Source organism: Paludibacterium paludis (assembly GCF_018802605.1).
GTDB lineage: Bacteria > Pseudomonadota > Gammaproteobacteria > Burkholderiales > Chromobacteriaceae > Paludibacterium > Paludibacterium paludis.
In genome coordinates, this window is record NZ_CP069161.1 from 2552961 (window position 1) to 2575397 (window position 22437).

Here is a 22437-nt window from a genome sequence, read left to right on the forward strand (position 1 = left end):
TCAGCTCCCGTCCAGCCGGCGGCTGGTTTTCCAGGCGGTCAACCCGAGCCAGAACAACGCTGACATGAAAAGAAAGGCGATGTTCGGCAGAAGCACCGGCCAGATATCCCCGGCCTGGAACAGGGTTTGCAGCGCGCTGACGAAATAGCGCGCCGGAATCAGATAGGTGACGGCCCTGACGGGCCCCGGCATGCTCGCGATGTCGAACACGAAACCGGACAGCATGGTGGCGGGCAGGAACGCGGCCGTCAGCGCGCCTTGCGCGGCCATGAACTGGTTGCGCGTCACGGTGGACAGGAACAACCCCAACCCCAGGCCGCTGCCGAGAAACAGGCTGGCGACCAGAAACAGCAGCCACAGCCCGCCCCTGAACGGCACATGCATAAGAAATAGCGCCACCAGTACGCACAATGTCATGGCCATCAGCCCCAGCACGTAATACGGCAGGATTTTGGAGAGCAGCAGTTCGGCGCGCGTCGCCGGTGTCGCCAGCAGCGCCTCCATGGTGCCGCGCTCCCATTCGCGGGCGACCACCAGCGACGTCAGCAAAGCGCCGATGATGGTCATGATCACGGAGATGGATCCGGGCACCAGAAAATTGCGGCTGACGGTGGTCGGGTTGAACCAGAAGCGCGGTTCGATGGACACCGACGGGGGCGGAGCCACGCCAAGATCCCGCGCCCGGGCGGTCATCCACACCCGCCAGACGCCCTGCACATAGTTGCCGAGGAAGTTCGCGGTATTGGGTTCGGCGCCGTCGGTGAGCACCTGGATGGCGGCGTCCCCCCCGCCTCGCCGCACTTTCGCGGAAAAGTCTCCGGCGATCACCACCATGCCCCGCACGTGGCCGGCTTTCAGTTCACGCGCCATCGCCTGACGCGACATCGCCCGGCGGCTGTCGATATACGGTGACGCCTCAAGAGCGGTGACAAAGCGCGCGGCCTCGGCCCCGCCGTCCTCGCAGACGATGCCGACCCGGATCCGGTTGGCGTCCAGGTTGATGCCGAAACCGAAAATGAACAACAGCACCACCGGCAGCACGAAGGCGATCAGAATGCTGCTCGGATCGCGGACGATCTGCCGGCTCTCCTTGCGGCACAGAGCGGCGAGCCGCCGGAAACTGAAATTCATGCGCTCTCCCCGGTTCGTTCTTCGCGCTCGATCAGGGCGATGAATGCGTCCTCCATGGTCGGGTCCGGCAGGGTGTCGCTGCGCGCCCGCCGCTTGAGCTCATCCGGCGTGCCGGCGGCGATCATCCGTCCCCGGTAGACCAGGCCGATCCGGTCGCAGTATTCGGCCTCGTCCATGAAGTGCGTGGTCACCATCACGGTGACGCCCTTGTCGACCAGCCCGTTGATATGACTCCAGAATTCGCGCCGCGTCACCGGATCGACACCGGAGGTCGGTTCGTCCAGAAACAGGATGGCCGGCCGATGCATCAGCGCGCACGACAACGCAAGGCGCTGCTTGAACCCGAGCGGCAGCTCGCCCGCCGACATGTCAAGATACGGACCCAACGCGAAAATCCGCACCATGTCGGCGATCCGCTCATCCCGGATCTTGCCACGCAGCCCGTAAATGCCCGAGAAGAACCTCAGGTTCTGCGCCACGGACAGATTGCCGTACAAGGCGAATTTCTGCGCCATATAGCCCAGCTGCTGCCGCGCCTTGCCCGGGCTGCGCGTCAGGTCGTACCCCATCACCCGGGCCTCGCCCGAGGTCGGCCGCAGCAAGCCGCACATCATTTTGAAGGTGGTCGACTTGCCGGCGCCGTTGGGACCGAGCAACCCGAAAATCTCGCCGCGCCGCACCCGAAAACCGACCCGGTCGGCGGCGATGAAATCGCCGAAGCGCCGGGTAAGATCCGTTGCCTCGATGGCCCCGGTGTCATCCACCCCGCTTGGCCATTCCACCCGGTCCAGATGATCGGCGAGCGGCGAGACTCCCATCGGTCCGCCGCCCACCAGCGCCATGAAAGCGTCCTCGAGGCGCGGGCGGGCATCGACCAGCTGCGCATCGGCGCCGGCGCCCAGTCCGGCGGAATCCGGCGCACGGCCGGGCTCGGCCAGGACCAGCCGGATGGCCTCGCCCTGCAGCACACCGTCGATCACCCGCTCCGAACACACGACCCGCCGCAACACGGCGCGCCGGTTCCCCTCGATATTCCGCAACAGCATGCTGCGTCCCGTCATCGACGCTATCAGTTCGCCGGGCGTGCCCGAGTGGATCACGCGGCCCTCGTGCATCAGAAGCAAATCCGAACAGCGCTCGGCCTCGTCCAGATACGATGTGCCCCAGACAATCGTCATGCCGTCGGACGCCAGTTGGCAAACCATCCGCCACAACTCCCGGCGCGAGACCGGATCGACGCCGACGCATGGCTCGTCCAGCAAGAGCACGTCCGGCGAGCCGATCAGAGTGCAGGCGAGTCCCAGTTTCTGCTTCATTCCCCCCGAGAGCTTGCCGGCCGGGCGAGAGGTGAAGCGCGCAAGATCGGTGAACGATAGCAGCCGGGCAAGGCGCGATGCGCGCGCATCGCCGGTGACATCGCGCAGATCGGCATACAGATCCAGGTTTTCAAGGACGGTCAGATCCTCGTAGAGACCGAACTTCTGCGGCATGTAACCGAGCCGCTGGCGCAATGCGCCGGCATCGGCGACCGGATCCAGCCCGTTCACCCGCAACAACCCGCCGCTGGGCGCAAGCAGCCCGGCGATCAGGCGCATCAGGGTGGTTTTGCCCGCCCCGTCCGGCCCGGCCAGAGCGGTGATCGTGCCGCGCCGAATCGCCGCATCGACGCGATGCAGCGCGGGCACGCCGGCAAACGTGTGGTGCAATCCATCCGCCACGATGGCATGGCCGTTCATGATCACCCCCCGGCGAGGCGCACCGTGACGGGCATCCCCTGCCGCAAACCGTCGTCGGGGTTGGCGATCACCACGCGCAGGCGGTAGACCAGCGCCGTGCGCAAATCGGCGGTTTCGACGTTTTTGGGAGTGAATTCGGCGGTCGGAGAGACAAAGCCGACCACGCCGTCGTAGCGGGCTCGGCAACCGTCGCAACTGACCTTGACCCGGGTTCCACTGGAAAAGCGCGGCAGATCCGGTTCGGCGGCATAGGCGCGCACCCAGACAGGCCGCCGCAGCGACAGCGTGAACACCGTACCGCCCGCGGCAAGCATACTGCCCGGCTCGACCGCGCGGGTGAGGATCACCCCGGCAGCCGGCGCGCGCAACACGGTATCGGCCACTTGCAGCTCAAGTCCGGCAAGATGCGCCCGGGCGCGCCCGACATTGGCGTCCGCCTCGGCGATTTCCTCGGCCCGGTAGCCTTTCGTCAACGCCCGGTACTGGGCCCGTGCCGCCACAAGCTGCGCGGCCGCCTGGTCGCGCTGGGCGCGGGCCTCGTCCAGAACCCGTTGCGCGGAAGCGCCGGTTCCGGCCAGCGTCTGTTGCCGCGCGAGAACTTCGCTGGCATTGCCGAGCGCCGCCGCCTTGGCGTCGACCGCCGCCCGTGCCTGTTCGACATCCTCCTTGCGGTAGCCGGCGTGATACAGCGCCTGCCGCGCCTTGAGCGCCGCCAGCGCGGCGGAGGCATCGTCGCGGGCATGTTCCAGCGGTTGCGCATCCAGCTCGCCCAGCACCTCTCCGGCGCGAACGCTTGCGCCCTCATCGACGGTCAGGGATTTGAGACGGCCACCGACCCGGAACGCGACGTTGACCTCGCGGATATCGACATTTCCCGACAGTACGGGCTCCGCCGGGCCTGCGGCGTACCAACTCCAGCCGTAATAGAGGGAAAGAGCGGCAACCGCCGCCACGGGCAACAGCCAGCGTTTGTTCATGATGGACACTCCCCGGGGCGCAGGCCCCGTAGCGCCCACCCCAGGCGCTCTTCGAGGCATTGGGTATCGATGGCAAAACGGGTCAGGGCTTCCTCGATCACATCCGGCAGCACGTCCTTGCCGCACAAGAGACGCTGGGCGACCAGCGGCATGCCGAGCGAAGCCATGAGGAACATGAGCTGATGCAGGGCGGGCGCCCCGCACACTTGCCCGGCGGCCTGCGCGTCTTCAATGCAGCGCAGGATCATTTGCGGATGACGCGGAGCCAGACCGCGTAAAAAGGCCCTCACGGCTTTTTCGCCGGAGCCGGCATCGAGCAGAATCTGACCGATGAACTCCCCATTGTGGCTGGCGAAAGTGAACAGCTGGCGCAGCATTCCCGCCAGCCGGGTCAGCGGATCGGCGTCGCGGTCCAGTTGCCACTGCAAGGTATCGAGCAGCGGCCGGTACCAGCTTTCGATCAGCTCGGCGACGAAAGCCTCGCGCTGGCCGAAGTGATACACGAAACTGCCCGTGTTGATACCGGCGGCGGCGCAGACGCCGCGCACTGTCAACGTCCGGAAACCGTGCGCCCGGGCATGTTCCAGCCCCGTCAGGAGCAGCGCCTGACGGGTCGGGTTGGAGGGATGCGAGGAAGTGTTCATACCACCAATTTATACGAGCGTATAAATCAGTCAAGCCAACAACATAAACAGAGGCAACCCGGACAACTGGCCGCGTTGCCATTTCGCGACAACGCTCACACCGCCAGCACGCCCAATCCGAGCAACAAACATAGCGGTGAATAGAAGCGGGTATCCTGGCGCGCGAAGACGCTGCCTTTGATCCGCTTGAAAAAACCCACCAGACGGAAGTCTCCGACCGCGCGGGCCATCAGCCCCGCGGCGAGCAGACGCCCCGGCCATACCCGCACGGCATCGGGAACCGGCACGGCCAGCAGGCCGGACTGGATGGCGACAAGGCCGGCACAGGCGATCAGCACCATGCCGACCAGGGCGGTACCACCGGCCGACGGTTCGAAAACACGCCGGCCATCGACTTCAGGAATGGCCGCCGCTTTGCCGTAAAGGCCGCCGGCCGCCCAATACAGATGCCACGCACCCAGTATCACGAATACCCCGCACAACACCGCCGCCAGCCACATCGTCATCGGATAGTCCTCTTTCATTACGGTCAAGTGTGCCGCCAATCGGCGAATCGCGCCTTTTGTCGAACTTCCGTGACATTAACCGTTCCGTTCGACCCTGTCTTGCATGAAAACGACATGATTCAAGATACTTCACGTAAACTTGAACGCGGACACGACAGAACCGCCATACCGCGGACTCCGTGGCTATCCACCCGCGAGGAGGGTTGCGCGTTGCGTCATGACGAGGGTGGAGAGGCCGCGCTATGCCCCGCGGCGTAGCGATACCCGGGTTTTCGCACCGGTTGAGGCGGTTTTTTGCGATGAGACCTGCGCGCTCGCCAAGACAGCGGGTCGCGTTTTTTTAGGGAAGCAACCGGACGGACCACGACGAGGCCATCATGCACAAGAACAGGCTGGAAGCCTTCAGCGATGGCGTTATGGCCATCATTCTCACCATCATGGTGCTGGAATTGAAAGTGCCACACAGTGCCGATCCTGACGCGCTGCGTCCACTGCTTCCGGTTTTTCTGTCATACGTGCTGAGCTTCGTTTATGTCGGCATTTACTGGAACAATCACCATCACCTCTTCCATGCCGCGCGGCGCGTGAATGGCGCCATTCTCTGGGCGAACCTGCACCTGCTGTTCTGGCTGTCGCTGATTCCGTTCGTCACCGGCTGGATGGGGGAAAACCATTACCGGACCCTGCCGGTAATGGGCTACGGAGCGATACTGTTCATGTCGGCCGTCGCCTACTACCTGCTTGGCCGGGCGATGGTCGCTCACGAAGGCTGCGACTCGCCGGTGGCGCGCGCGCTGCTGCACGACGTCAAGGGCCTGGCCAGCCTGGCGCTTTACGCGGCGGGCATCGCCCTCAGCTACGCGGCGCCCTGGGCGGGGATCCTGCTGTATTGCCTCGTGGCCCTGTTGTGGCTGGTTCCGGACCGGCGGATCGAAAAGGTTCTGGCGAACGGTACCGATTGAGCGGCGCCATGCCGACGGAGGTATCGCCACGGACGCGCGAGCTCGCCGATCGCAAGCGGGGTGGCCGAAGCTGGGAAACGGAACGCATGACCTATCCCAGAAAAACCATTCCTCGCGCTACCACCGAGAACACCGCGACGCGTTCATGAAACGTCCATCCCCTCTTCCCCCGCCGCCGACAGTTCGCCAAGAAACAATCGCGCCAGGTCCCGCAGGATCGGGTCCTCCGCGAAGCGGGCATTCACGTACAAGCCGAGTTCCACCCCGGGCAGGGCCGGCAACGGAATGCCGCGGGCACGGGCGACCCCGGCGGGAATGGTGTCCGGCAGCAGCGCGACAACGCCAAGACCGGCACGCAGCGCCGCCTGCACGGCCTGCAGACTGGAACTTTCGAACACGATGCGCCAGGCGATGCCGGCGCCATCCAGCGCCGTCAGCATCCTGTCGCGCCACTGGCACGGCGCACTGAACATCACCAGCGGCAACGGCTCGCCGCGGTTCGGCCAATCGGGGGCGCCGGCCCAGACCAACGGACACCGCCAGACATTTCTGGGCCGCTCTTCGAGCATGGGCATTTCACCGGTATCGGCGATCAGCAAATCCAGTTCGCCCGCGGCATACGCCTCGCCCAGCCGGGGCGACACGCCGGTCACCACCCGCAACTCCAGGGACGGACGAATGGCGGCGAACTCGGCCAGCACGGTCGCCAGTCCCCAGCCGACGGTATCCTCGAGCAAACCGATACTGCGCCGTTGCCGGATGCTGCCCGCCGCCGCGTCGAGTCCCGGCACCAGTTGATCGGCCAGCGCCACCATGCGTTCGGCGGCCGGCAACAGGGCCTCCCCGGCGGCGGTCAGCGCGATACCCCGTGGCGAACGGGAGAAGACCCGATGTCCCAACTGTGTTTCCAGTCCCCGTATGCGCTGACTGAGCGCGGGCTGGGTCAGGGAAAGCCGGGCCGCGGCACGATTGATGCTGCCGGCGCGCGCCACCGTGAGAAAAGCCCGCAGCAGCGACGTGTCCAGATCCATGGTCATAAGCTTTTCTTTTAACCGGAATAAAAACAGGCACTCTACCTATAGCCAGGACTTCCCGCTACCATTTGGGCTCGACTCGTTTTTTGGACTCGCCATGTATTACTCCGCCTTGCTGCTCGCCGTCGCCGGCTCCACCGCCTATCACCTGTCGATGAAACAGATGCCCGGGCATCTGAACCCGTTTTTCGTGCTGACGATCGCGTACGGCATCGCCATGGTGCTCAGCCTGGGCGGGTGGGCGCTGCAACCGGAGGGTGGCACGCGGCTAGGAGATCTGAATTGGGGAGTGGTGGCGCTGGGTATCGGCATTCTCGGCATCGAGGTCGGATTCATGCTGGCCTACCGGGCTGGCTGGAATATCGGTTACGCGGCCCTCGGCTCCAACGCGCTGACCACGCTGATCCTGATGCCCATCGGCTATCTGCTGTTCCGCGAGCCGTTAAGCGCCATCAAACTGGCCGGCGCCGGATTATGTCTTGGCGGGCTGTGGTTGCTTCTGAAATCCTGACCGTTCAGTGACGGGCCGACAACTCCGCCGTCAGGGGATCCCATAGCGAGGCATCGGACAGGGGCGTCGCGGCGGGCAGATAGGGGTTGGGTATGCGGATCAGACGGCGCCCGGCCAAACGACTGTCCGCCAGCACGCCTTGCTTGTAAGCCTGATAGCGCCGCTCGAATTCACCCGAGGCGATCAAACGGCGCAGGCCATCCTCCAGACGGGCCGCCATGCGCGCCCCCCGCTCCGTGCGCGGCAGGAACACATAGCGGGGCAAGGGGTAATACAGCAGCAGACGGCGGTCGATGCTCAAGGCCGGATAACGCTGCGCGAACAGCCGGAATTCCCGGCCGATCTCGTTGACGCCGCGAGGCAACAGATCGAAGCGCCCCTTGTCGAGCATCGCGAACAGGCCTTCGTAGTGGTTGGCGGTGGTCACCGTGAACCCGGCATCGCGCAGGATGGCCACATCGACCCAACTGTCCTGCTGGCCAAGACTGAAGCGGCGCAGGCCGGACAGCGAGTCGACCCCGGAGAGCTCCGCTTCGCGGCCCTTGCGCACCAGCATCAGCCGGTAGCCGGTCAGCCCCTTGTCAAGCGGTATGCGCACCGGCTGCAAGACCTCTTCCAGCACGCGGCTGGTGGTGCGCACCATGATGTCCACGCGGCCGCCGGTACGCATCTCGTTGACCACCCGCTCGCCGTTCATCTTGTCGGAAACCGGCTCCAGCACGGCCTTGCCGTAACGCGCCTCGTTGGTTTTCAGGGCGGCGGCGACCAGATCCCAGTAGTACTGGTAGCGCGGATCATCCGCCACCTCTCCGGCCGAATAGCGCCACACCGACACGGGCAGCGCCCCCGCCACGACAGGCAACAGAACAAGCATCAGGCTCAGCAAACGTTTCATCACTTCCCGGTTTCCGCACTACGGCCAACTTCAGCAATGCGCCAATCCTAACAGGGAAAAATGTCGGGCATATAGCGATGCGTCACACTTTCGCGTGATCTCCCCGTCCTTCACTGATCGAACGGCCAGAACCGGATCATCCAACCCGGTGGCGGCCCTTGGGGAACACGCGCGCGGAACGCCGCGAAACCTGCACCAAAGAACAGGGCGGGACACCGCGCATCCGGCTAAGCCTAAGTACGCCGCGCACCGGCGGCCCGTCCGTTCCTTTCATCGGGAGATAGCCATGCCCCACGCTTCCACCGCTTCCCAGCCGCCCTACGGCGTCGCCATCCAGCAAGCCATCAGTGAAGGCGACCTGCCCGCGATGAAATTGCTGCTGGAGCAAAGCCGGCACTACCTGACGCTCGCCGATGAATTGCGTATCGCCGTCGACGCGTTGGAACAGGAAATCCAGCGACTGGAAAGCCGCTGACCACACGGCACCCCAACCCAAGGAGGCACCATGTCACAATCCGCCATCGGTCTGTTTCCGGTCAGCTACCGGATCGGCACCAGCGCATCCGGCGCACCGACCCTGATGCTGAATCTGCTCGTCAACACCCCGCAGCACAGCGTGATAGGCACCGCCCACATCGGTCAGGCGGTCAATCCCCCCGTGAACGTTCACTCGGATGTAAAAGGCCAGTACACCTACATGACCGTGATGCCACCCAATGACAGTCGCATCCTCATCACCGCGCAAGGCCGTCCGTTCGGCGCGAACCCGCACTCCGAAACCAATTTCAGTCTACATCTGGTGCTGGATCACGACTGGCAAAAAGGCGTCGCCAGCTACCGTTATTTCAATGGCGGCCACTGGGTTGAAGTGGAAAACGCTCCAGCCAGAATCAACAAGGAACTGAAGTCCGATCCGGCGATCCTGACCCGGGAAGCGGGCGCCGGGGTCAATCCGGTTCCGTCCGCCATCGTGCTGTACGGCGCGCCGATCCAGAGCGCCATCGCCAGCGGAGACCTGGCCCGGATGAAGTCGCTCGCGGCGCTTGCCCGGCAGCAACTGGACAGTCAGCCCCAATTGCGCAAGCAGCTGGAAAAACTGAAAACCGAAATCGGCAAGCTGGAACACCGTTGACCCCGCCTCGCGCAAACCGACTACGAACCCACGACAAGGAGTTCCCTCATGTCCATCGGATTATTCCATACCCGGTACATCATCGCGTCGCCGGCGATCGGGTCGCCCGTGCTGACGCTGGAAATACTGGTCGACACACCCCACAAGCGCATCAGCGGACAGGCGTGCATCAGCCAGAGCACCTTCCCTCCCCTGGCGTTTCATGCCGATGTCTGGGGCGGCTACAGCCAGCCACGGCTCGACCCGGGATCCGAGTACCACATCGTGATGGCGCTGGAAGGCAATCCGGCCGGTCCGGCCAGCCAGCTTGCCGACACCTTCCACCTGCATGCCGTGCTCGATCATGACTGGCAGAGCGGTTTCGCCAGCTACCGTTTTGTCTATCAGGGCCAAATGCACGCCGTGGAACATGCGGCGATGACCGTGGACAAGGCCGGAGCCGGCAGCGAAGCGACCTATCTGCCCCCGCCGCACCCGCACCCCGTGCCGCTGTATGCCGCGGCGCTGCAGCAGGCCGGCTCGGGCGGCGACCTGGCGAGGATGAAGGCGCTGGCGAGCCAGGCTCAGCTGCAGCTCGACCAGGGCGAGCAGATCCAGGTGGCGCTGCGCGACCTGGATGCCGAGATTTCCCGTCTGGAAACTCGCCGCTGACGCCACCTTCCCGCCGGCCGACAGGCCGGCGGGAACACCTCTTCGGGGAATCCTGCCATGACCCGCCGCGACGACCTGCCCGCGCGTTATCTCGACGATAGCGATTTCATCGGCTTTGTGCCGGTGCACGTGGTCTGGGAAATAACCTTGGCCTGTGACCTCAAATGCCTCCATTGCGGTTCGCGGGCCGGGCACCGTCGCGCCAACGAATTGAGCACGGCCGAATGCCTCGAGGTCATCGATGCCCTGGCGCGGCTCGGAACGCGCGAGGTCACGCTGATCGGCGGCGAAGCCTATCTGCGCAAGGACTGGAGCCGGCTGATCCGCGCCATCCACGAGCACGGCATGTACTGCGCGATCCAGACGGGCGGGCGCAACCTCACCCGGGCGAAATTGCAGGAGGCGATCGATGCCGGACTTGACGGCGTCGGCGTTTCGCTGGATGGCCTCGCCCCGCTGCACGACACGGTGCGCAATGTGAAAGGTTCGTTCGAGCGAGCCTCCGACACCCTCGCCCGCGCCAGGGAGGCCGGGCTCGCGGTCAGCGTCAATACCCAGATCGGTCCGCGGACCATGGCGGACCTGCCGGCGTTGATGGAGCACATCATCGGACTGGGCGCCACGCACTGGCAGATCCAGCTGACCGTGGCGATGGGCAATGCCGTCGACAACCCCGATGTGCTGCTGCAGCCTTATCAATTGCTCGAACTGATGCCGCTATTGGCCCGGCTCTACCGCGAAGGCGAAGCGCGTGGCCTGCTGATGAATGTCGGCAACAATATCGGCTACTACGGCCCTTACGAGCACCTGTGGCGCGGATTCGGCGACGACCGGGTGCACTGGACGGGCTGCGCGGCCGGACAGACGGTGATTGCGCTGGAGGCGGACGGCACGGTGAAAGGCTGTCCATCGCTGGCGACAGTGGGATTCGCCGGAGGAAATGTGCGGGATTTGCCGCTGGAAGCGATCTGGCATCACAGCGAAGGCATACATTTTGGCAGGCTGCGGTCCGTGGACGATCTGTGGGGATACTGCCGGGACTGCTACTACAACGACGTGTGCCGCGGAGGTTGCACCTGGACCTCCCACTCGCTGCTCGGCAAACCGGGCAACAATCCCTACTGCCACTACCGGGCGCTGCAACTGCACAAGCAGGGCTTGCGCGAACGCATCGTCAAGCTGCAGGACGCCGCGCCCGCCTCCTTCGCGGTGGGACGCTTCGACCTGATCACCGAACGGATCGATACGGAAGAGGAAACCGGCCGCGTCAGCCGTTCGGGGCAAGTGATCGAACTGGCCTGGAAGCACAAGGGCAGAAAAGCGCCCGAGCGAGGACATCCACCCGCCCGGCTGGCGCTGTGCCGGGCCTGCCGCGAGTACATTCATCCGACCGAAACGCAATGCCCGCACTGCAACGCCGACGTCGCCGCGGCGCAGGCCGAACATGAGCGGGAAACCGCGCGGAGGAGGGAAATCATCGATACGATGTCCCGCCTGCTAGCAGGCCGTTGAAAAATGAGCAAAAACCAGTTGTTTCAGGTTGAGTCCGTCAAGGTGGTGCAACTATTTCGGCCTGAACTCTGGTCAGATTTGTGGTTTATATCCCCAATAGCGGGGGTGTGCTATCGGTTAACGCCTCGGCAGGCTCCGCCATCGAATGCTGCGGCATATAGCGATTCTGTCGCTGCCATTCTTCGTTCTGCTCCATCAACACCGCGCCAATCAAGCGCCGCAGGCTGGCTTCGTTCGGGAAGATTCCGGCCACGTTGCTGCGGCGTTTGATTTCCTTGTTCAACCTCTCCAGCGTATTGGTCGAATGGATCTTGACCCAGTGGGCCTCCGGGAAGTCCAAATGCGCCAGCACGTCATATTCGGCGCCATCCATGATCGCCGCGGCCTTGGCGAACTTCGGTCGTAGCTCATCGGCCACTTGTCGCCAGGCCTGGTGGGCGCGGCTTGCGTCGGGCTGCTGGAACACCTGCCGGATCAACGTACTGACCAGCCCCTGGTGCGACTTCGGCACGCACACCAGGACGTTGCGCATGAAGTGCAAGCGGCAGCGCTGCCAGGTGGCGCTAAACACCTGGGCGATCGCGGCTTTCAGCCCTTCATGGGCGTCCGAGATCACCAACTTCACGCCGGAAAGACCGCGCTGGCGCAGCCCACGCAGGAACTCGATCCAGAATTCCTTGGCCTCGGATTCGCCGATGCCCAGCCCCAGAATCTCCCGCCGGCCATCCTGATTCACCGCACAAGCCACTATGGCGGCGACCGACACCACCCGTCCGCCCTTGCGCACCTTCAGGTAGGTCGTCGGCCCTGCAAAATTCCCTCCCGGGACTATCGCGACTCACCCACATGGCACACAGCGCGAGGGATTGGACCAGTAAGTGCCACGAGCGCCAGGTATCCCGCCAGAATCGGACGCAAATAAAGCACACACCGCCCTAATCGGGCCATCGCCCGGAGCAACCAGCGCAGATTGTAGCCGGCGGCACATAGCACGGCATGTAGGGCGTCGCCCAACGTCCCTTGCAACCAACAGCGATCATCCGGTGATCCGCCCTAAGATGCCCGATGGCCGGCTCGACGGCCTGGTGGCGCTGCAACTGAGACAACGACTTGTCCTTGCCACGATGGATGATCGCCACTCCCGGGTTATCGTGATCCGCGCCCCGGAAGCCCAGATCGACGACAACCCTTTTGGGCACCTTGCCCGTGCCCTCCAGCAGAATACTGACTTGTTCCAGCTGTTTGCGGAGAATGTGCCCGTCGTAGGGATTACCAGGAAAGGTGCGTGCCCCGACCATTAGGTGTCCAGTCCCGGACGATTGCTAACGCGCTTTTTGAATAATTCAGGGCGCTGTTTTTGCCACTCCTTCATGGCCTGAATCGGTGTTCGATGTTGCAGCGCCAATTGCGGTAAGTGCTGATTGTAGAGCAGTACATAGCGCTCCAGCGTCTCGGCCAAGTCCTTGCCGGAGTCGAAGCGGTGCGTCGCCAGCACGTCGCTGATCCGGCCGTTAAAGCGTTCTACCATCCCGTTGGTTTGCGGGGTGCGCGGTTTGGTCAATCGGTGCTCAATCCCGAGCGCAGTGCACAGCAGATCGAATTCGTGTTCACCACTCGGTTGCTTTTGCTTGTTGAACAGCCGGTCGGTGAACTCACTGCCGTTGTCGGTCAGGATCGTTCGGATATGGCACGGCACCGCCTTTTGCAGGGCGGTTAGAAACGCTCTGGCGGTATGGGCCGTCTTGTTCGACTTAATCTGCACAAAGACCCAGCGTGTGGCGCGGTCGATCGCAACGAACAAGTCGCAGCGGGATGTTTCGTCCGGCATCTGCGGTAAGTATTTGACGTCGATGTGAAAGTAGCCCGGATCGTACGCCTTGAATGGCTTGCTGAGGCGGTTGACCGGCGCGGACGAGGACTCTAGATCACGCAGGTTGCCTACGCCGTGGCGACGTAAGCAGCGGTCCAGCCCGGAGCGGGAAACGTCGGGATTCAGGAACTCGTGCACGACGACCAGCAGGTCATCCAGGCCGAGCTTGAGCAACTTGCGCAGTTCGACCGCGATGTGCTCCTGGGCCGGTGTCAGCCGGGTTTGCAGCCGATGGGCCGTGTGCGAGCGGTCTTCAACAGAGTCACGATTCCGCCACTTGATGATGGTGGGGATGCTGACGTTGAAGCGTGCCGCCAGTTCGGCCAAGGTGCCGGTTGCGTTGCGAATTTCCTCGCGGATAACCGGCGTTGTGCGGGCTTGTTTGTGCAGTTTGACGATCATTGTTGTTGCTGTTGTAGGGCGTGCAGAAGCCTACCCATACCTTCCCGGGCGATGGCAAGTTTCTCAAAGCGTTTGCTTATATGATCATCCGGGATGCGACAATTAGGCCACGCTTGTGCGTGACCGCAATGATCGTCGGTCGCCATGGGTTTCTCTCTCGATTTCCCTCAGGCTTTTATAGGCAGCATTTTAATTTCTCAGCGTTCAGCGTCGGTGAAATTCTCGTGAAAGCCAATGTTCATGGGGATTGCAGACATTTTGCAGGTCCGACTAGGTATTCCTTGTTTTAAAGCGACTGCGGCTCTTGTATGACCAACAGCAACAATGCAGAATGACATTTACATACCACCAATGGTGACCCCTTTGGAAAAGCCCCATCAAAATACATGGAGTTCATTTACAAATACTCTACATCGATGAGTTTATATATTGAAAGAAACTTGCATCAGCGGGGAGTGACAATGCATCCCAATTATCCATTTTAAATCTACCTGTCGCCTGCTTCAGCTTTTCCGTGCCATGCAAATAAAGTATGTCCCAGACAAGGTCTTCATTTTTCTCTAGATCAGGACTTTCTCTACTTTTAATTAGGATAAACCTTACCTCTTCAGCATTAAGCTTTTCGAATCCATGCATACATGGCATTGGTTCTATAAGCCCCAAACCCATTGAATTATATATAAAATCTATTACGGCAAGCGCCCATTCTTCTGGAGTGTCCCCATATTGTCCACCAAATACATTAGAAAGCGCTCCATTAGGGCAAAAATCATCTAACGCTGCAAAAATCAACTGCCGCTGAGCAGAGTCATTCTTGTCCAATTTATACATATCACATTCCCGGGAATTTAAATTTCGCTATTTCACCATTATTTGCTGCTCGAACAGCAGGATTGTTTACCTTCAACTGTTGCTGTCGCCAAATTAGTCTTACCAGACGCGTCGCCTGCCACTCTATAGGTTACAACTGTACCATCTGGCAGTTTTGCTACCCATGAATTACCGTTCTTAATTGGATTCACAGAAAGGGGCGTCTGTCCATTGAATGCAGATTTGGCAAATGCCTCTGCTGTTGCATTCGGGTTAACAGATGGGGGCATAGGAATTGGTGTTCCGACACCACCGATACCAGGCGGAAGCTTGCCGTTAGCGTCAAGTAACGATGCTGGGATTCCACCAGGTTTGGCACTGGTCGCAGCATTTCTCCCGACACTTCCAACTGCTTCCTGGATTTGCCCCCGTATCACAGGACACCGACCAACGCTTAAGTTGATGAAACCGCCAGGCGTCGAAACTCTCGTGGAGATCGGTATTTCAACGCGCTGTGCGGGTGAAACTTGTTGTAATGCTCAATAGCCATCGCCAGATTCCGGTAAGCCGTATGGGCGTCCGGTTTCGGCATATGGCCGACGTAGTCTCGCTTCAGCGTCTTGACCATGCTTTCCGCCATGCCGTTACTCTGCGGGCTGCAGACCGGCGTGGTTACCGGCTTGAGGCCGATTTCTCGCGCAAACCGCCGAGTATCGGCGGCAATATAACTCGAACCATTGTCGCTCAGCCATTCCACCTCCGGCGAAATACCCAACTGAATGCCGCGCTTTTCCACCGCTTCCAACATAACGTCTCGAACCATGTCACCCGTGTAGCCACCGGTCGAGGCTGTCCAACTGATGATTTCACGGTCGCAGCAGTCCTCCGCAAAGACGACGCGCAGCTTTTCGCCATTATCACAGCGAAACTCGAAGCCGTCCGAGCACCAGCGGCGATTACGGGTAGTCACAGCAACGCGCCCCTCATGCCTGCGCGGGATACCCGGTTGTTTGAGCCGCCGCTGGAGCAGCAGACCATGCTGACGCATGATGCGATAAATGCGCTTCACGTTGACCGGTGGCAAGTTACCGGCCTCTCGCTGTCGGCGAATCAATCCCCACGTCCGGCGGTAGCCGTAGCTGGGCAACGGAGAAATGGCGGTCTGGATCTCTTTGACCAACTCGCTATCATCGGTCGATCGACAAGAACGACCATCGCGCCAATCAACAGGACGCGACGCACGGCGAATCACGTTCGAGCGCGCCAACCCGAGCGAAGTGCAGACCGGGGCTACTGGTCTTCCCCCGGCAATAAGGGTGAGCGCGCAATCCACTTTTTTGTGCGAGCGATGTCCACGGCTTCTTTGAGGATTTCGTTCTCCATCGTCTTCTTGCCGAGGAGTCGCTGCAGTTCGCGTATTTGCTTGATGGCTGACGCCAACTCGGAGGCCGGCACGACTTCTTCACCCGCGGCAATCGCCGATAGACTGCCCTCCTGATAAAGTTTGCGCCACTTGAAGAGCTGATTGGGATTGAGCCCATGACGACGGGCCACGAGGGAAACCGACTGGCCGGGCATGAAGCTTTCGGCCACAATGGCCTGCGCTCCAGCGGCGACGGCGCTCAGGTCCGAGTACGTCTGTCTTGTTGTTGGTGTTAGTCATAAACATAGCCTCAAACCTATCCCTTATTCTAAGCGGGAATCGGTGTCCTATGTTTCAGGGGGCTCATCCAAAATTTCTAATATTTGCATGATATTAGTATCAGGAGCAGACAGCATGAACTGACGCCAAGCAAGGAGTGCTCGACGGAATGCAGGAAGGTCAATAAGCTCGGTATAGTCTTCATCATGCAAAGAGTAGATCTCAACTCCAGCCTCCGTCAGCCTCGACCCCCAATCCTCTCGATCCCAGAGAGCTTCAGCGAGCTCCCCATTCAAGACAGCATCAACCTTGGCTATTCCTTCATCAATCCAAGGAATAGTGTGGGGGTAACCTAGCCCACCATTATCCATTAGCAGATAAGGAAGAAGGCTAAGGCCATCGCTGTTAACACTATCTGCGCTACAGCATGGAAATATAATCCCACCAGGAGCCGCCCATGAAAGCGTCAATTTCATTACCTATATCCTAAAAGATTGGATAGACAGTGGTCTTTGGTGCTAACCAACCTTGTACCTTAACGCCACTTGGAGTTACACCAGTCCATCGGTTGCCTGTTACGGTACGGTTCCGATATGCGGCATCCTCTTCAACTTTAATACTATCAGTAGTCCAAGAATCGGGGAACATTGTCGATACACCACCATTGTTTATTTTAGGGAGCTATTAGCCAGAATTTGCAGGGTCACGAATCTCAATTTTTGCTTGATAAACACCTTGGGCATTTGGCATAGAGCTGGTCCCATCAATTACCAGCGACTCGAACGCCTGCATGGCATGTTCTCAGCGCAAGGCGTGCGTCGTTTGGTGATGGACGAGTTCACCCTGCTTGGCCTCGGTCTCTAGGTGGTGGGCCAGTTCGGTGGCCAGCATGCGCTCAGCCAACTGTTTCTTGAGCAGGCCTGCCAGCCCAGACTCGCCGAGAATCGACTCGGCGTCCTTGCCCTCGACCAGTATCAACAATCCATTGATCAAGTCATCGGGGACGAGCTTGGGCGCTTTCGGCTTGCGAGGTTTCTTGGTATTCATGGTGACGGTCATGAATAAGTCTTTTCGGTATCATCTCATGACCTCATATCACAAGAAATTCTGACAGGCTCCACGAAACCAGACACCTATCTACTCGTAACATTATTGAATATTTTCCAGCCAGGTGCTCCGCAACACCTTTGCACAAAACCCTCCTCACCCACAACATAAAGCAACTTATCAAATGTATCTGGCCTAACGATACAAAATCTTAACGGATACCTTCCAAAAACAACACTAGCCATATTGTCGAGAGGAGATTCCGGCCTTTGAATACTTACAATCGATTCACAATCCACCTGAAACTTATATATATCAAAATTTTTTTCCTTCTCAAATTCACAAATCCAACCAAAATATGCAACATCGCAATCTATTCCACTTAATGCACACGCCAAATTTCTCGCATCTTCATCAAGGATTTGTTTATCATCAAGAGTTGCGTAAATCCAATTTTTGCTTCGCAATATTGCAACATCTTCACCCCGAGTAAAATTTATCACATCCAACACATTCTGTTTAATAAAGTTAAAATGTTCTAGAGAGTGAAAATTAATTTTTGTTTCCATACCTAACCTCTCAACAGCGCTGCACGCACCTGAAGTTCCGCTACCTGTCGGTCAAAGGAGCGCGCCATCACTCGGCTACCCAACCGCTTGAAACAGTGCATCTTCGTTTCCACCAGACTGCGGCGGTGATAGCCGCTCCAGCGTTTCCAGATTCGACGGCCCAAACGCTTGCATGCCGCAATCGCTGCATTGCGCACCTCGCTGCCGACAATTTTCGACTTCCACGCCTTGGCGTTCTTGCGCGGCGGAATCACGGGCATGATTCCCCGTTCAAGTAGCGCTGCGTAACTGCCCTGGGTCTTTCAAGGCCGACCACTCTGGCTTTTCTGAACGCAAGGCGGACAGCAATTCCTCAACCGGCACCCAGCCTTTGTCGTCGAGTTCCAGCTCATAAAGCCAAGGTTCGTGGCGAAGGGCATGGGATGCAGTCCGACTCAGGAAGGCATAATCGAGATATGACTTATTCATAAACCAGGAAACCAGAATTTCCGTTGTTTGATTTGAGGCTTGTCTTCCAACACTTCAATAGAAATTTTCCTTGCAAAGCTGAGCCACTCACTAAAACTGCTGAATCTCTCATAAACCTTGTTCTGTAGCGAAGTCTCCCAGGGATTGGCAACCAAGATGCCAAAATCCCCGGCCCCAGAGGCCTCGAAGTACGCGACCATGTCCATATTTTCGGCCTGGGCAAATGGGACAAGTAGAGTCCCAAACTCAGCCACTGACTCGTTTTTTGCCCAGACCAAGTCGCCCGCGAATATCCATGGTGGCATCCCAATCATTGCTACCGGGAATGGCCTATTGCTCTCCACAAAATCGATGTAATCCTTTGGATAGGCAAAGCCCGGCGGCACCTCTCCTTCAGGAAGAAAGTATTGCGCACTCATAGGAGCAGAGTTTTTTACATTACCCATCATTGGCGTAACCATGGAAATTGAGAATATTTGGTCCAGTGAGAGCCGGTAGGCGCACCAGTTACCTTTGGTGCGATCGAACTTCCATACGGATATGCTGTAGAGAAAGCCGCTCGCTGCTCTGCGATCCGGTTGAGTACTGCTTGACCGAATGTTTCAGGCGCAACGCCTTCACTCACAAATCGGCTCGCGAATTTTGGATCAGCAATGACTTCATCATGGGCAAAAATATTGGTACGAATCTGCCCACCTTGGTCCGCTCTTACAGTCAGCCTTGAATCATCCAGTGCTGTCAATCGACCGTCAGGCATGCTAACAACATCAATTGCGTATATAGCATTAGCGTACGCCTTGAACTGCGCCGATGCGGTATCAAGATTGTATTGAATGCGGTATGCATTTGCAGGCTTTGCATAACTGACGCTTTCCTGCGACCACCGAATTTCACTTGCATCAACCCATACATTGCGCCCGATAAGCCCTGCCGTGTTTGGAACAAATGAATTGGCCAGCTCTTTTAAGCTGGCCAATTTTTACTTATCACCTACATAAAAGCTGTTTTGTCCCCTATTAGCTCGTGGTACATGTAAGTACACGCCTCGGCTTCAGTTTGAAATTTTTTAGAGAAGGTCTTTCCGCCACGTTCAAAGTAGAAAACCTCCCAACCATTACCAGAGTCTTCTAAGCAGAGCGCCATATCTTCAGGGCCAAATACACTGTAGGAACTGGGTCGAACTCCCGCCGCCTGCAAGGTACGTATAAGTTTTAGTCTAGTGGTTATATCCATTAAATGGCCCCCTATATATTTCCTTTAGTTGTCCGCTAGACAGCAAGTCCTTTACCCGAGAATCACCAAGGAGCTTGTTCTGCGTCCCCATCCCCACCTCACCAAACCACGGGGCTATAGTCCCGGCTTCAACTTCAAGCGGCGATGTAACTTCAAATACTGAATATGGTGCTCGCAAGGTCCCCGGGAGTTAAAGTCGAATCTGGTGTACGGAGGGAGCTGGGAAATTTGAGTTGAAGGCGGTGGGTGTTCCTGTTGAAATTTTGATTGTCGAGATCGAAACACCAACAGAGAAAGAACACACTCACCATGAAGCATGGTAAAGACAAAGCACCGGGTAGTCCATCGTCGGAAGTCGACCTCAGCCTGGAAGACATCCTTCGGCGCGGCGCGGAGTTATTGTCAAATCTGGTGTACGGCCCCGGGCAACCAAGTCATCACGCGGCGAGTTCCTGCTGAGGCGATGGATTGTCCAGCACCGCCTCTCCGTCCTTGAAGGGAATGCCCTTCAGCAGTAATTCAATTCGTTCCGCACCTTTGATCCTGCGCCACGATTTCTCGGCTTCCTCGATGAGCTTGAACGCCAGCCCCAGGAAGGTCGCCTTGGACACGCAGTTGCGTGTGCGCGTGGTCCGATGCCGCACGGTCGCGAAAGTCGACTCAATCGGGTTGGTCGTGCGCAAATGCACCCAATGCTCGGCGGGGAAGTCGTAGAACGCGAGCAGTGCGTCGCGGTCCTTGGTCACTTTTTCCACCGCCTTCGGGTATTTGGCTTCGAATTGCCGCACAAAGCGCTCGTACGCCTTGTGCGCATCAACCTGATCTCGGCCATCACCAACCAGGGCAAGATGCGCTTCATGCTGTATCGGGAAACCTTGACGGCCCAGGTTCTGATCAAGTTTCTGACACGCCTGATCCGAGAGGCTGGCGGCAAGAAAGTGTTCTTGATCCTCGACAATTTGCGAGTCCATCACAGCAAGCTGGTGCAGGCATGGCTGGAGCAAGAAGAGAACAAGAAGGCGATTGAGCTGTTCTTCCTGCCCAGCTACTCGCCGGAACTGAACCCGGACGAGTATTTGAACGGTGACCTGAAGGCGCGCATGAGCGCTGGGGAGCCAGTGAGATCGGATGGCCAGCGGCAAGGCAAAGTGCTATCCCATCTGCGCTCGTTGCAGAAACAGCCAGACAGAATTCGATCCTATTTCCGGCATGAAAAGATCCGCTACGCCGCGTAAGGTAGCTGTACGGTATTTATATGCCGGATTAATAGCAAATATCGACTAAACGACAACTTTCCTCTTCAAACAAAAAATCAGGAAAAAAATCAAAAATTTTCAGCTCATCGCCAAGATTAACAAAATAAATACTAGACTTAGAAAAAACCACCTTCACCCCGATAATCTTACCCTCTTCACCAACAATAAAATTAACAGCACAAACCCTTGAGTCTCCACATAATTTCTCCATACGATCAATATCATTAACGATTACCGCACCAGCATCCTGCATTGAATACGAACAAAGCCCTCCCTCGTCAACGACAATAGACTCACCATCAGATAAGCCTGAAATTTTCACATTCAGGCCTGTATCAAATACGAGACAAATAGAAAGAGGTTCATCTGACAAAAAATCTTCCATAACATAAAACTGTCCTTGCACACAGCACAACCTCAATCCAATTATTTTTTTCAGTATCCCACTAAAATTATGATTTATATCACCCATAAATTACCCCTCAACTTTGTTTATTGCATTCCTAAGGCTTTGTTGCATAACCCCGCACAAGAACGAGGGGCCTCTTTCCCAAGTCGGCGCTCAGGTTTTCGTTCTTGCTGTCGAAAATAAACGGGGAAAAAAACAGCGACAGAATGGGGAAGGAAATGCGACCGGCCGGTCAGCTCGCGCCCTCGAGCCGGCGCAAGGCCCGCTCCTGGCGCTCGGCCTCGCGTTCGAGATCGACCAGCGTGTCGGCGACAAAATCCAAGTGCTCTTCGGCGGCCCGCTGCGCCGCATCGGGGTCGCGCGCGCGAATCGCGGCCCAGATCGCCAGATGCTGCGCGAGCAGCGCGCCGGAAACCTCGCCGACCGCGAACAGATTGGCGATATTGTCTTTCACGTGACGCTGCAACATCGCCAGCAGGCTGCTCATCACATGCGCGAACAGCACATTGTGCGAAGCCTCGCCGACCGCCTGATGGAACGTGACATCCGCCTGCGCCTGGCGCGCCAGATCTCCCCCGGCATACGCTTCGCGCAAGGCTTCGGCGCACTGGTCGAGCCTGAGCAGATCCGCGTCGGTCGCCCGAAGCGCGGCATGGCGCGCCACGGTTCCCTCGAGCACGCGCCGGAACTCCAAGAGATCCTCGTGCAGTTCGCCATGGCGGTGCAGCAAGGCCTCCCACGGATCGGAAAACGCCGTTTCCAGCCGGTCGGTCACCCAGGTTCCCCCTCCCTGCCGGCTGATCAACAAGCCGCGCGACACCAGCCGCTGAATGGCCTCGCGCAATGACGGGCGCGACACGCCGAACTCCTCGGCCAGCTGCCGCTCGGGGGGCAAGCGATCGCCGGGCTTGAGCACGCCATCGAGGATCCGGGTTTCCAGCTGCTCGACAATCGCGTCGGACAACTTGGGGACATTCACTTTTTGGTAAGCCATTCTGCGAGTATTCCAAATTGGTCAGACCATGATAGTGACAGATTAC

The 22437-nt window shown here is 59.0% G+C and carries 25 protein-coding genes and 6 pseudogenes; 7 read left to right on the top strand and 24 right to left on the bottom strand.

What is annotated here, in order from left to right; all coding sequences use genetic code 11:
• From JNO50_RS11530 to JNO50_RS11550, 5 genes are all read right to left on the bottom strand, one after another.
• Entirely contained in the window at positions 1 to 1131 is a 1131-nt protein-coding gene (locus JNO50_RS11530) for an ABC transporter permease (protein WP_189534642.1), read from the bottom strand.
• Positions 1128 to 2867: an ATP-binding cassette domain-containing protein gene (locus JNO50_RS11535; RefSeq protein WP_189534640.1), complete on the bottom strand. Its 1740-nt coding sequence runs from the start codon at positions 2865 to 2867 to the stop codon at positions 1128 to 1130. Before JNO50_RS11535 ends, JNO50_RS11530 begins: the two co-directional genes overlap by 4 nt.
• A gap of 2 nt (positions 2868 to 2869) precedes the next feature.
• Positions 2870 to 3844 carry a secretion protein HlyD gene (gene hlyD / locus JNO50_RS11540; protein WP_189534638.1) on the bottom strand — a complete coding sequence of 325 codons (975 nt, stop codon included), beginning with the start codon at positions 3842 to 3844 and terminating at the stop codon, positions 2870 to 2872.
• Positions 3841 to 4488, bottom strand: a complete 648-nt coding sequence (locus JNO50_RS11545) for a TetR/AcrR family transcriptional regulator (RefSeq protein WP_189534636.1) — start codon at positions 4486 to 4488, stop codon at positions 3841 to 3843. Before JNO50_RS11545 ends, hlyD begins: the two co-directional genes overlap by 4 nt.
• Before the next feature lie 95 nt (positions 4489 to 4583).
• Complete coding sequence (locus JNO50_RS11550) at positions 4584 to 4994, bottom strand: DUF3995 domain-containing protein (RefSeq protein WP_189534634.1); 411 nt, start codon at positions 4992 to 4994, stop codon at positions 4584 to 4586.
• Positions 4995 to 5371: 377 nt separating this feature from the next.
• Here JNO50_RS11550 and JNO50_RS11555 point away from each other — a divergent pair, with 377 nt between their 5' ends.
• A complete protein-coding gene (locus tag JNO50_RS11555; RefSeq protein ID WP_189534632.1) occupies positions 5372 to 5956 on the top strand; it encodes a TMEM175 family protein in 585 nt (194 codons plus the stop codon).
• Between the two features lie 143 nt (positions 5957 to 6099).
• On the opposite strand, the gene JNO50_RS11560 is transcribed toward JNO50_RS11555, so the two are convergent.
• On the bottom strand, positions 6100 to 6993 hold the full coding sequence (locus tag JNO50_RS11560; protein WP_189534629.1) for a LysR family transcriptional regulator: 894 nt from the start codon (positions 6991 to 6993) through the stop codon (positions 6100 to 6102).
• Between the two features lie 94 nt (positions 6994 to 7087).
• Here JNO50_RS11560 and JNO50_RS11565 point away from each other — a divergent pair, with 94 nt between their 5' ends.
• Complete coding sequence (locus JNO50_RS11565; protein ID WP_189534628.1) at positions 7088 to 7501, top strand: EamA family transporter; 414 nt, start codon at positions 7088 to 7090, stop codon at positions 7499 to 7501.
• 4 nt (positions 7502 to 7505) lie between these two features.
• Here JNO50_RS11565 and JNO50_RS11570 read toward each other — a convergent pair whose 3' ends face one another.
• Positions 7506 to 8396, bottom strand: a complete 891-nt coding sequence (locus JNO50_RS11570; RefSeq protein WP_189534626.1) for an amino acid ABC transporter substrate-binding protein — start codon at positions 8394 to 8396, stop codon at positions 7506 to 7508.
• A 286-nt stretch (positions 8397 to 8682) separates the two neighbouring features.
• Between JNO50_RS11570 and JNO50_RS11575 the strand changes: the two genes are divergently transcribed.
• Genes JNO50_RS11575 through JNO50_RS11590 form a run of 4 tightly spaced genes read left to right on the top strand, consistent with a single transcriptional unit; the run spans position 8683 to position 11691 of the window.
• Entirely contained in the window at positions 8683 to 8871 is a 189-nt protein-coding gene (locus JNO50_RS11575) for a DUF1843 domain-containing protein (RefSeq protein ID WP_189534624.1), read from the top strand.
• Between the two features lie 30 nt (positions 8872 to 8901).
• Complete coding sequence (locus JNO50_RS11580; RefSeq protein ID WP_189534622.1) at positions 8902 to 9528, top strand: DUF1842 domain-containing protein; 627 nt, start codon at positions 8902 to 8904, stop codon at positions 9526 to 9528.
• 48 nt (positions 9529 to 9576) lie between these two features.
• A complete protein-coding gene (locus JNO50_RS11585) occupies positions 9577 to 10179 on the top strand; it encodes a DUF1842 domain-containing protein (RefSeq protein ID WP_189534620.1) in 603 nt (200 codons plus the stop codon).
• Between the two features lie 57 nt (positions 10180 to 10236).
• Positions 10237 to 11691, top strand: a complete 1455-nt coding sequence (locus tag JNO50_RS11590) for a GDL motif peptide-associated radical SAM/SPASM maturase (protein ID WP_189534618.1) — start codon at positions 10237 to 10239, stop codon at positions 11689 to 11691.
• Between the two features lie 85 nt (positions 11692 to 11776).
• Here JNO50_RS11590 and JNO50_RS11595 read toward each other — a convergent pair.
• From JNO50_RS11595 to JNO50_RS11665, 15 genes and pseudogenes are all read right to left on the bottom strand, one after another.
• Positions 11777 to 12490 (bottom strand): annotated as a pseudogene (locus JNO50_RS11595) (IS256 family transposase); the annotation flags it as partial.
• 29 nt (positions 12491 to 12519) lie between these two features.
• Positions 12520 to 12992: pseudogene (locus JNO50_RS11600) on the bottom strand (IS5/IS1182 family transposase); the annotation flags it as partial.
• Positions 12989 to 13963, bottom strand: coding sequence for an IS481 family transposase (locus JNO50_RS11605; RefSeq protein WP_215796359.1), 975 nt, complete (start codon positions 13961 to 13963; stop codon positions 12989 to 12991). The pseudogene JNO50_RS11600 and the gene JNO50_RS11605, both read right to left, overlap by 4 nt.
• A gap of 408 nt (positions 13964 to 14371) precedes the next feature.
• Entirely contained in the window at positions 14372 to 14794 is a 423-nt protein-coding gene (locus tag JNO50_RS11610; protein WP_189536996.1) for a hypothetical protein, read from the bottom strand.
• Between the two features lie 433 nt (positions 14795 to 15227).
• Positions 15228 to 16436 (bottom strand): annotated as a pseudogene (locus JNO50_RS11615) (IS3 family transposase).
• 47 nt (positions 16437 to 16483) lie between these two features.
• On the bottom strand, positions 16484 to 16891 hold the full coding sequence (locus JNO50_RS11620) for a hypothetical protein (RefSeq protein WP_189536986.1): 408 nt from the start codon (positions 16889 to 16891) through the stop codon (positions 16484 to 16486).
• Between the two features lie 10 nt (positions 16892 to 16901).
• A complete protein-coding gene (locus JNO50_RS11625; protein WP_215796360.1) occupies positions 16902 to 17063 on the bottom strand; it encodes an EndoU domain-containing protein in 162 nt (53 codons plus the stop codon).
• A 153-nt stretch (positions 17064 to 17216) separates the two neighbouring features.
• A complete protein-coding gene (locus JNO50_RS11630) occupies positions 17217 to 17474 on the bottom strand; it encodes a hypothetical protein (protein WP_215796361.1) in 258 nt (85 codons plus the stop codon).
• Between the two features lie 74 nt (positions 17475 to 17548).
• On the bottom strand, positions 17549 to 18031 hold the full coding sequence (locus JNO50_RS11635; protein ID WP_215796362.1) for a hypothetical protein: 483 nt from the start codon (positions 18029 to 18031) through the stop codon (positions 17549 to 17551).
• 2 nt (positions 18032 to 18033) lie between these two features.
• Positions 18034 to 18330 (bottom strand): annotated as a pseudogene (locus JNO50_RS11640) (transposase); the annotation flags it as partial.
• Complete coding sequence (locus tag JNO50_RS19265; RefSeq protein ID WP_189534180.1) at positions 18302 to 18499, bottom strand: RNA 2'-phosphotransferase; 198 nt, start codon at positions 18497 to 18499, stop codon at positions 18302 to 18304. The pseudogene JNO50_RS11640 and the gene JNO50_RS19265, both read right to left, overlap by 29 nt.
• The gene (locus JNO50_RS11650; RefSeq protein WP_189534178.1) at positions 18496 to 18948 is read right to left on the bottom strand and encodes a hypothetical protein; all 453 of its coding nucleotides are present in this window, start codon (positions 18946 to 18948) and stop codon (positions 18496 to 18498) included. The genes JNO50_RS19265 and JNO50_RS11650 overlap by 4 nt, the downstream gene beginning before the upstream one ends.
• Positions 18945 to 19475: a hypothetical protein gene (locus JNO50_RS11655; protein ID WP_189534176.1), complete on the bottom strand. Its 531-nt coding sequence runs from the start codon at positions 19473 to 19475 to the stop codon at positions 18945 to 18947. Before JNO50_RS11655 ends, JNO50_RS11650 begins: the two co-directional genes overlap by 4 nt.
• Before the next feature lie 240 nt (positions 19476 to 19715).
• Positions 19716 to 19910, bottom strand: coding sequence for a TNT domain-containing protein (locus JNO50_RS19270; RefSeq protein WP_189534174.1), 195 nt, complete (start codon positions 19908 to 19910; stop codon positions 19716 to 19718).
• Between the two features lie 259 nt (positions 19911 to 20169).
• Positions 20170 to 20544 (bottom strand): annotated as a pseudogene (locus tag JNO50_RS11665) (transposase); the annotation flags it as partial.
• A gap of 3 nt (positions 20545 to 20547) precedes the next feature.
• Between JNO50_RS11665 and JNO50_RS11670 the strand changes: the two are divergent.
• Positions 20548 to 20967, top strand: a pseudogene (locus JNO50_RS11670) (transposase); the annotation flags it as partial.
• Between the two features lie 28 nt (positions 20968 to 20995).
• Here JNO50_RS11670 and JNO50_RS11675 read toward each other — a convergent pair.
• Together JNO50_RS11675 and JNO50_RS11680 are read right to left on the bottom strand one after the other, a co-directional pair.
• A complete protein-coding gene (locus JNO50_RS11675; RefSeq protein WP_189534170.1) occupies positions 20996 to 21460 on the bottom strand; it encodes a hypothetical protein in 465 nt (154 codons plus the stop codon).
• Between the two features lie 169 nt (positions 21461 to 21629).
• The gene (locus tag JNO50_RS11680; protein WP_189534168.1) at positions 21630 to 22391 is read right to left on the bottom strand and encodes an FCD domain-containing protein; all 762 of its coding nucleotides are present in this window, start codon (positions 22389 to 22391) and stop codon (positions 21630 to 21632) included.
• Positions 22392 to 22437 lie beyond the last annotated feature (46 nt).

What these genes read in the sequence shown, in the direction of transcription:
- JNO50_RS11530 (WP_189534642.1), bottom strand. Translation starts at nt 1,131, where the DNA reads ATGAATTTCAGTTTCCGGCGGCTCGCCGCTCTGTGCCGCAAGGAGAGC.
- JNO50_RS11535 (WP_189534640.1), bottom strand. Translation starts at nt 2,867, where the DNA reads ATGAACGGCCATGCCATCGTGGCGGATGGATTGCACCACACGTTTGCC.
- hlyD (WP_189534638.1), bottom strand. Translation starts at nt 3,844, where the DNA reads ATGAACAAACGCTGGCTGTTGCCCGTGGCGGCGGTTGCCGCTCTTTCC.
- JNO50_RS11545 (WP_189534636.1), bottom strand. Translation starts at nt 4,488, where the DNA reads ATGAACACTTCCTCGCATCCCTCCAACCCGACCCGTCAGGCGCTGCTC.
- JNO50_RS11550 (WP_189534634.1), bottom strand. Translation starts at nt 4,994, where the DNA reads ATGACGATGTGGCTGGCGGCGGTGTTGTGCGGGGTATTCGTGATACTG.
- JNO50_RS11555 (WP_189534632.1), top strand. Translation starts at nt 5,372, where the DNA reads ATGCACAAGAACAGGCTGGAAGCCTTCAGCGATGGCGTTATGGCCATC.
- JNO50_RS11560 (WP_189534629.1), bottom strand. Translation starts at nt 6,993, where the DNA reads ATGACCATGGATCTGGACACGTCGCTGCTGCGGGCTTTTCTCACGGTG.
- JNO50_RS11565 (WP_189534628.1), top strand. Translation starts at nt 7,088, where the DNA reads ATGTATTACTCCGCCTTGCTGCTCGCCGTCGCCGGCTCCACCGCCTAT.
- JNO50_RS11570 (WP_189534626.1), bottom strand. Translation starts at nt 8,396, where the DNA reads ATGAAACGTTTGCTGAGCCTGATGCTTGTTCTGTTGCCTGTCGTGGCG.
- JNO50_RS11575 (WP_189534624.1), top strand. Translation starts at nt 8,683, where the DNA reads ATGCCCCACGCTTCCACCGCTTCCCAGCCGCCCTACGGCGTCGCCATC.
- JNO50_RS11580 (WP_189534622.1), top strand. Translation starts at nt 8,902, where the DNA reads ATGTCACAATCCGCCATCGGTCTGTTTCCGGTCAGCTACCGGATCGGC.
- JNO50_RS11585 (WP_189534620.1), top strand. Translation starts at nt 9,577, where the DNA reads ATGTCCATCGGATTATTCCATACCCGGTACATCATCGCGTCGCCGGCG.
- JNO50_RS11590 (WP_189534618.1), top strand. Translation starts at nt 10,237, where the DNA reads ATGACCCGCCGCGACGACCTGCCCGCGCGTTATCTCGACGATAGCGAT.
- JNO50_RS11605 (WP_215796359.1), bottom strand. Translation starts at nt 13,963, where the DNA reads ATGATCGTCAAACTGCACAAACAAGCCCGCACAACGCCGGTTATCCGC.
- JNO50_RS11610 (WP_189536996.1), bottom strand. Translation starts at nt 14,794, where the DNA reads ATGTATAAATTGGACAAGAATGACTCTGCTCAGCGGCAGTTGATTTTT.
- JNO50_RS11620 (WP_189536986.1), bottom strand. Translation starts at nt 16,891, where the DNA reads ATGAAATTGACGCTTTCATGGGCGGCTCCTGGTGGGATTATATTTCCA.
- JNO50_RS11625 (WP_215796360.1), bottom strand. Translation starts at nt 17,063, where the DNA reads ATGTTCCCCGATTCTTGGACTACTGATAGTATTAAAGTTGAAGAGGAT.
- JNO50_RS11630 (WP_215796361.1), bottom strand. Translation starts at nt 17,474, where the DNA reads ATGACCGTCACCATGAATACCAAGAAACCTCGCAAGCCGAAAGCGCCC.
- JNO50_RS11635 (WP_215796362.1), bottom strand. Translation starts at nt 18,031, where the DNA reads ATGGAAACAAAAATTAATTTTCACTCTCTAGAACATTTTAACTTTATT.
- JNO50_RS19265 (WP_189534180.1), bottom strand. Translation starts at nt 18,499, where the DNA reads ATGAATAAGTCATATCTCGATTATGCCTTCCTGAGTCGGACTGCATCC.
- JNO50_RS11650 (WP_189534178.1), bottom strand. Translation starts at nt 18,948, where the DNA reads ATGATGGGTAATGTAAAAAACTCTGCTCCTATGAGTGCGCAATACTTT.
- JNO50_RS11675 (WP_189534170.1), bottom strand. Translation starts at nt 21,460, where the DNA reads ATGGGTGATATAAATCATAATTTTAGTGGGATACTGAAAAAAATAATT.
- JNO50_RS11680 (WP_189534168.1), bottom strand. Translation starts at nt 22,391, where the DNA reads ATGGCTTACCAAAAAGTGAATGTCCCCAAGTTGTCCGACGCGATTGTC.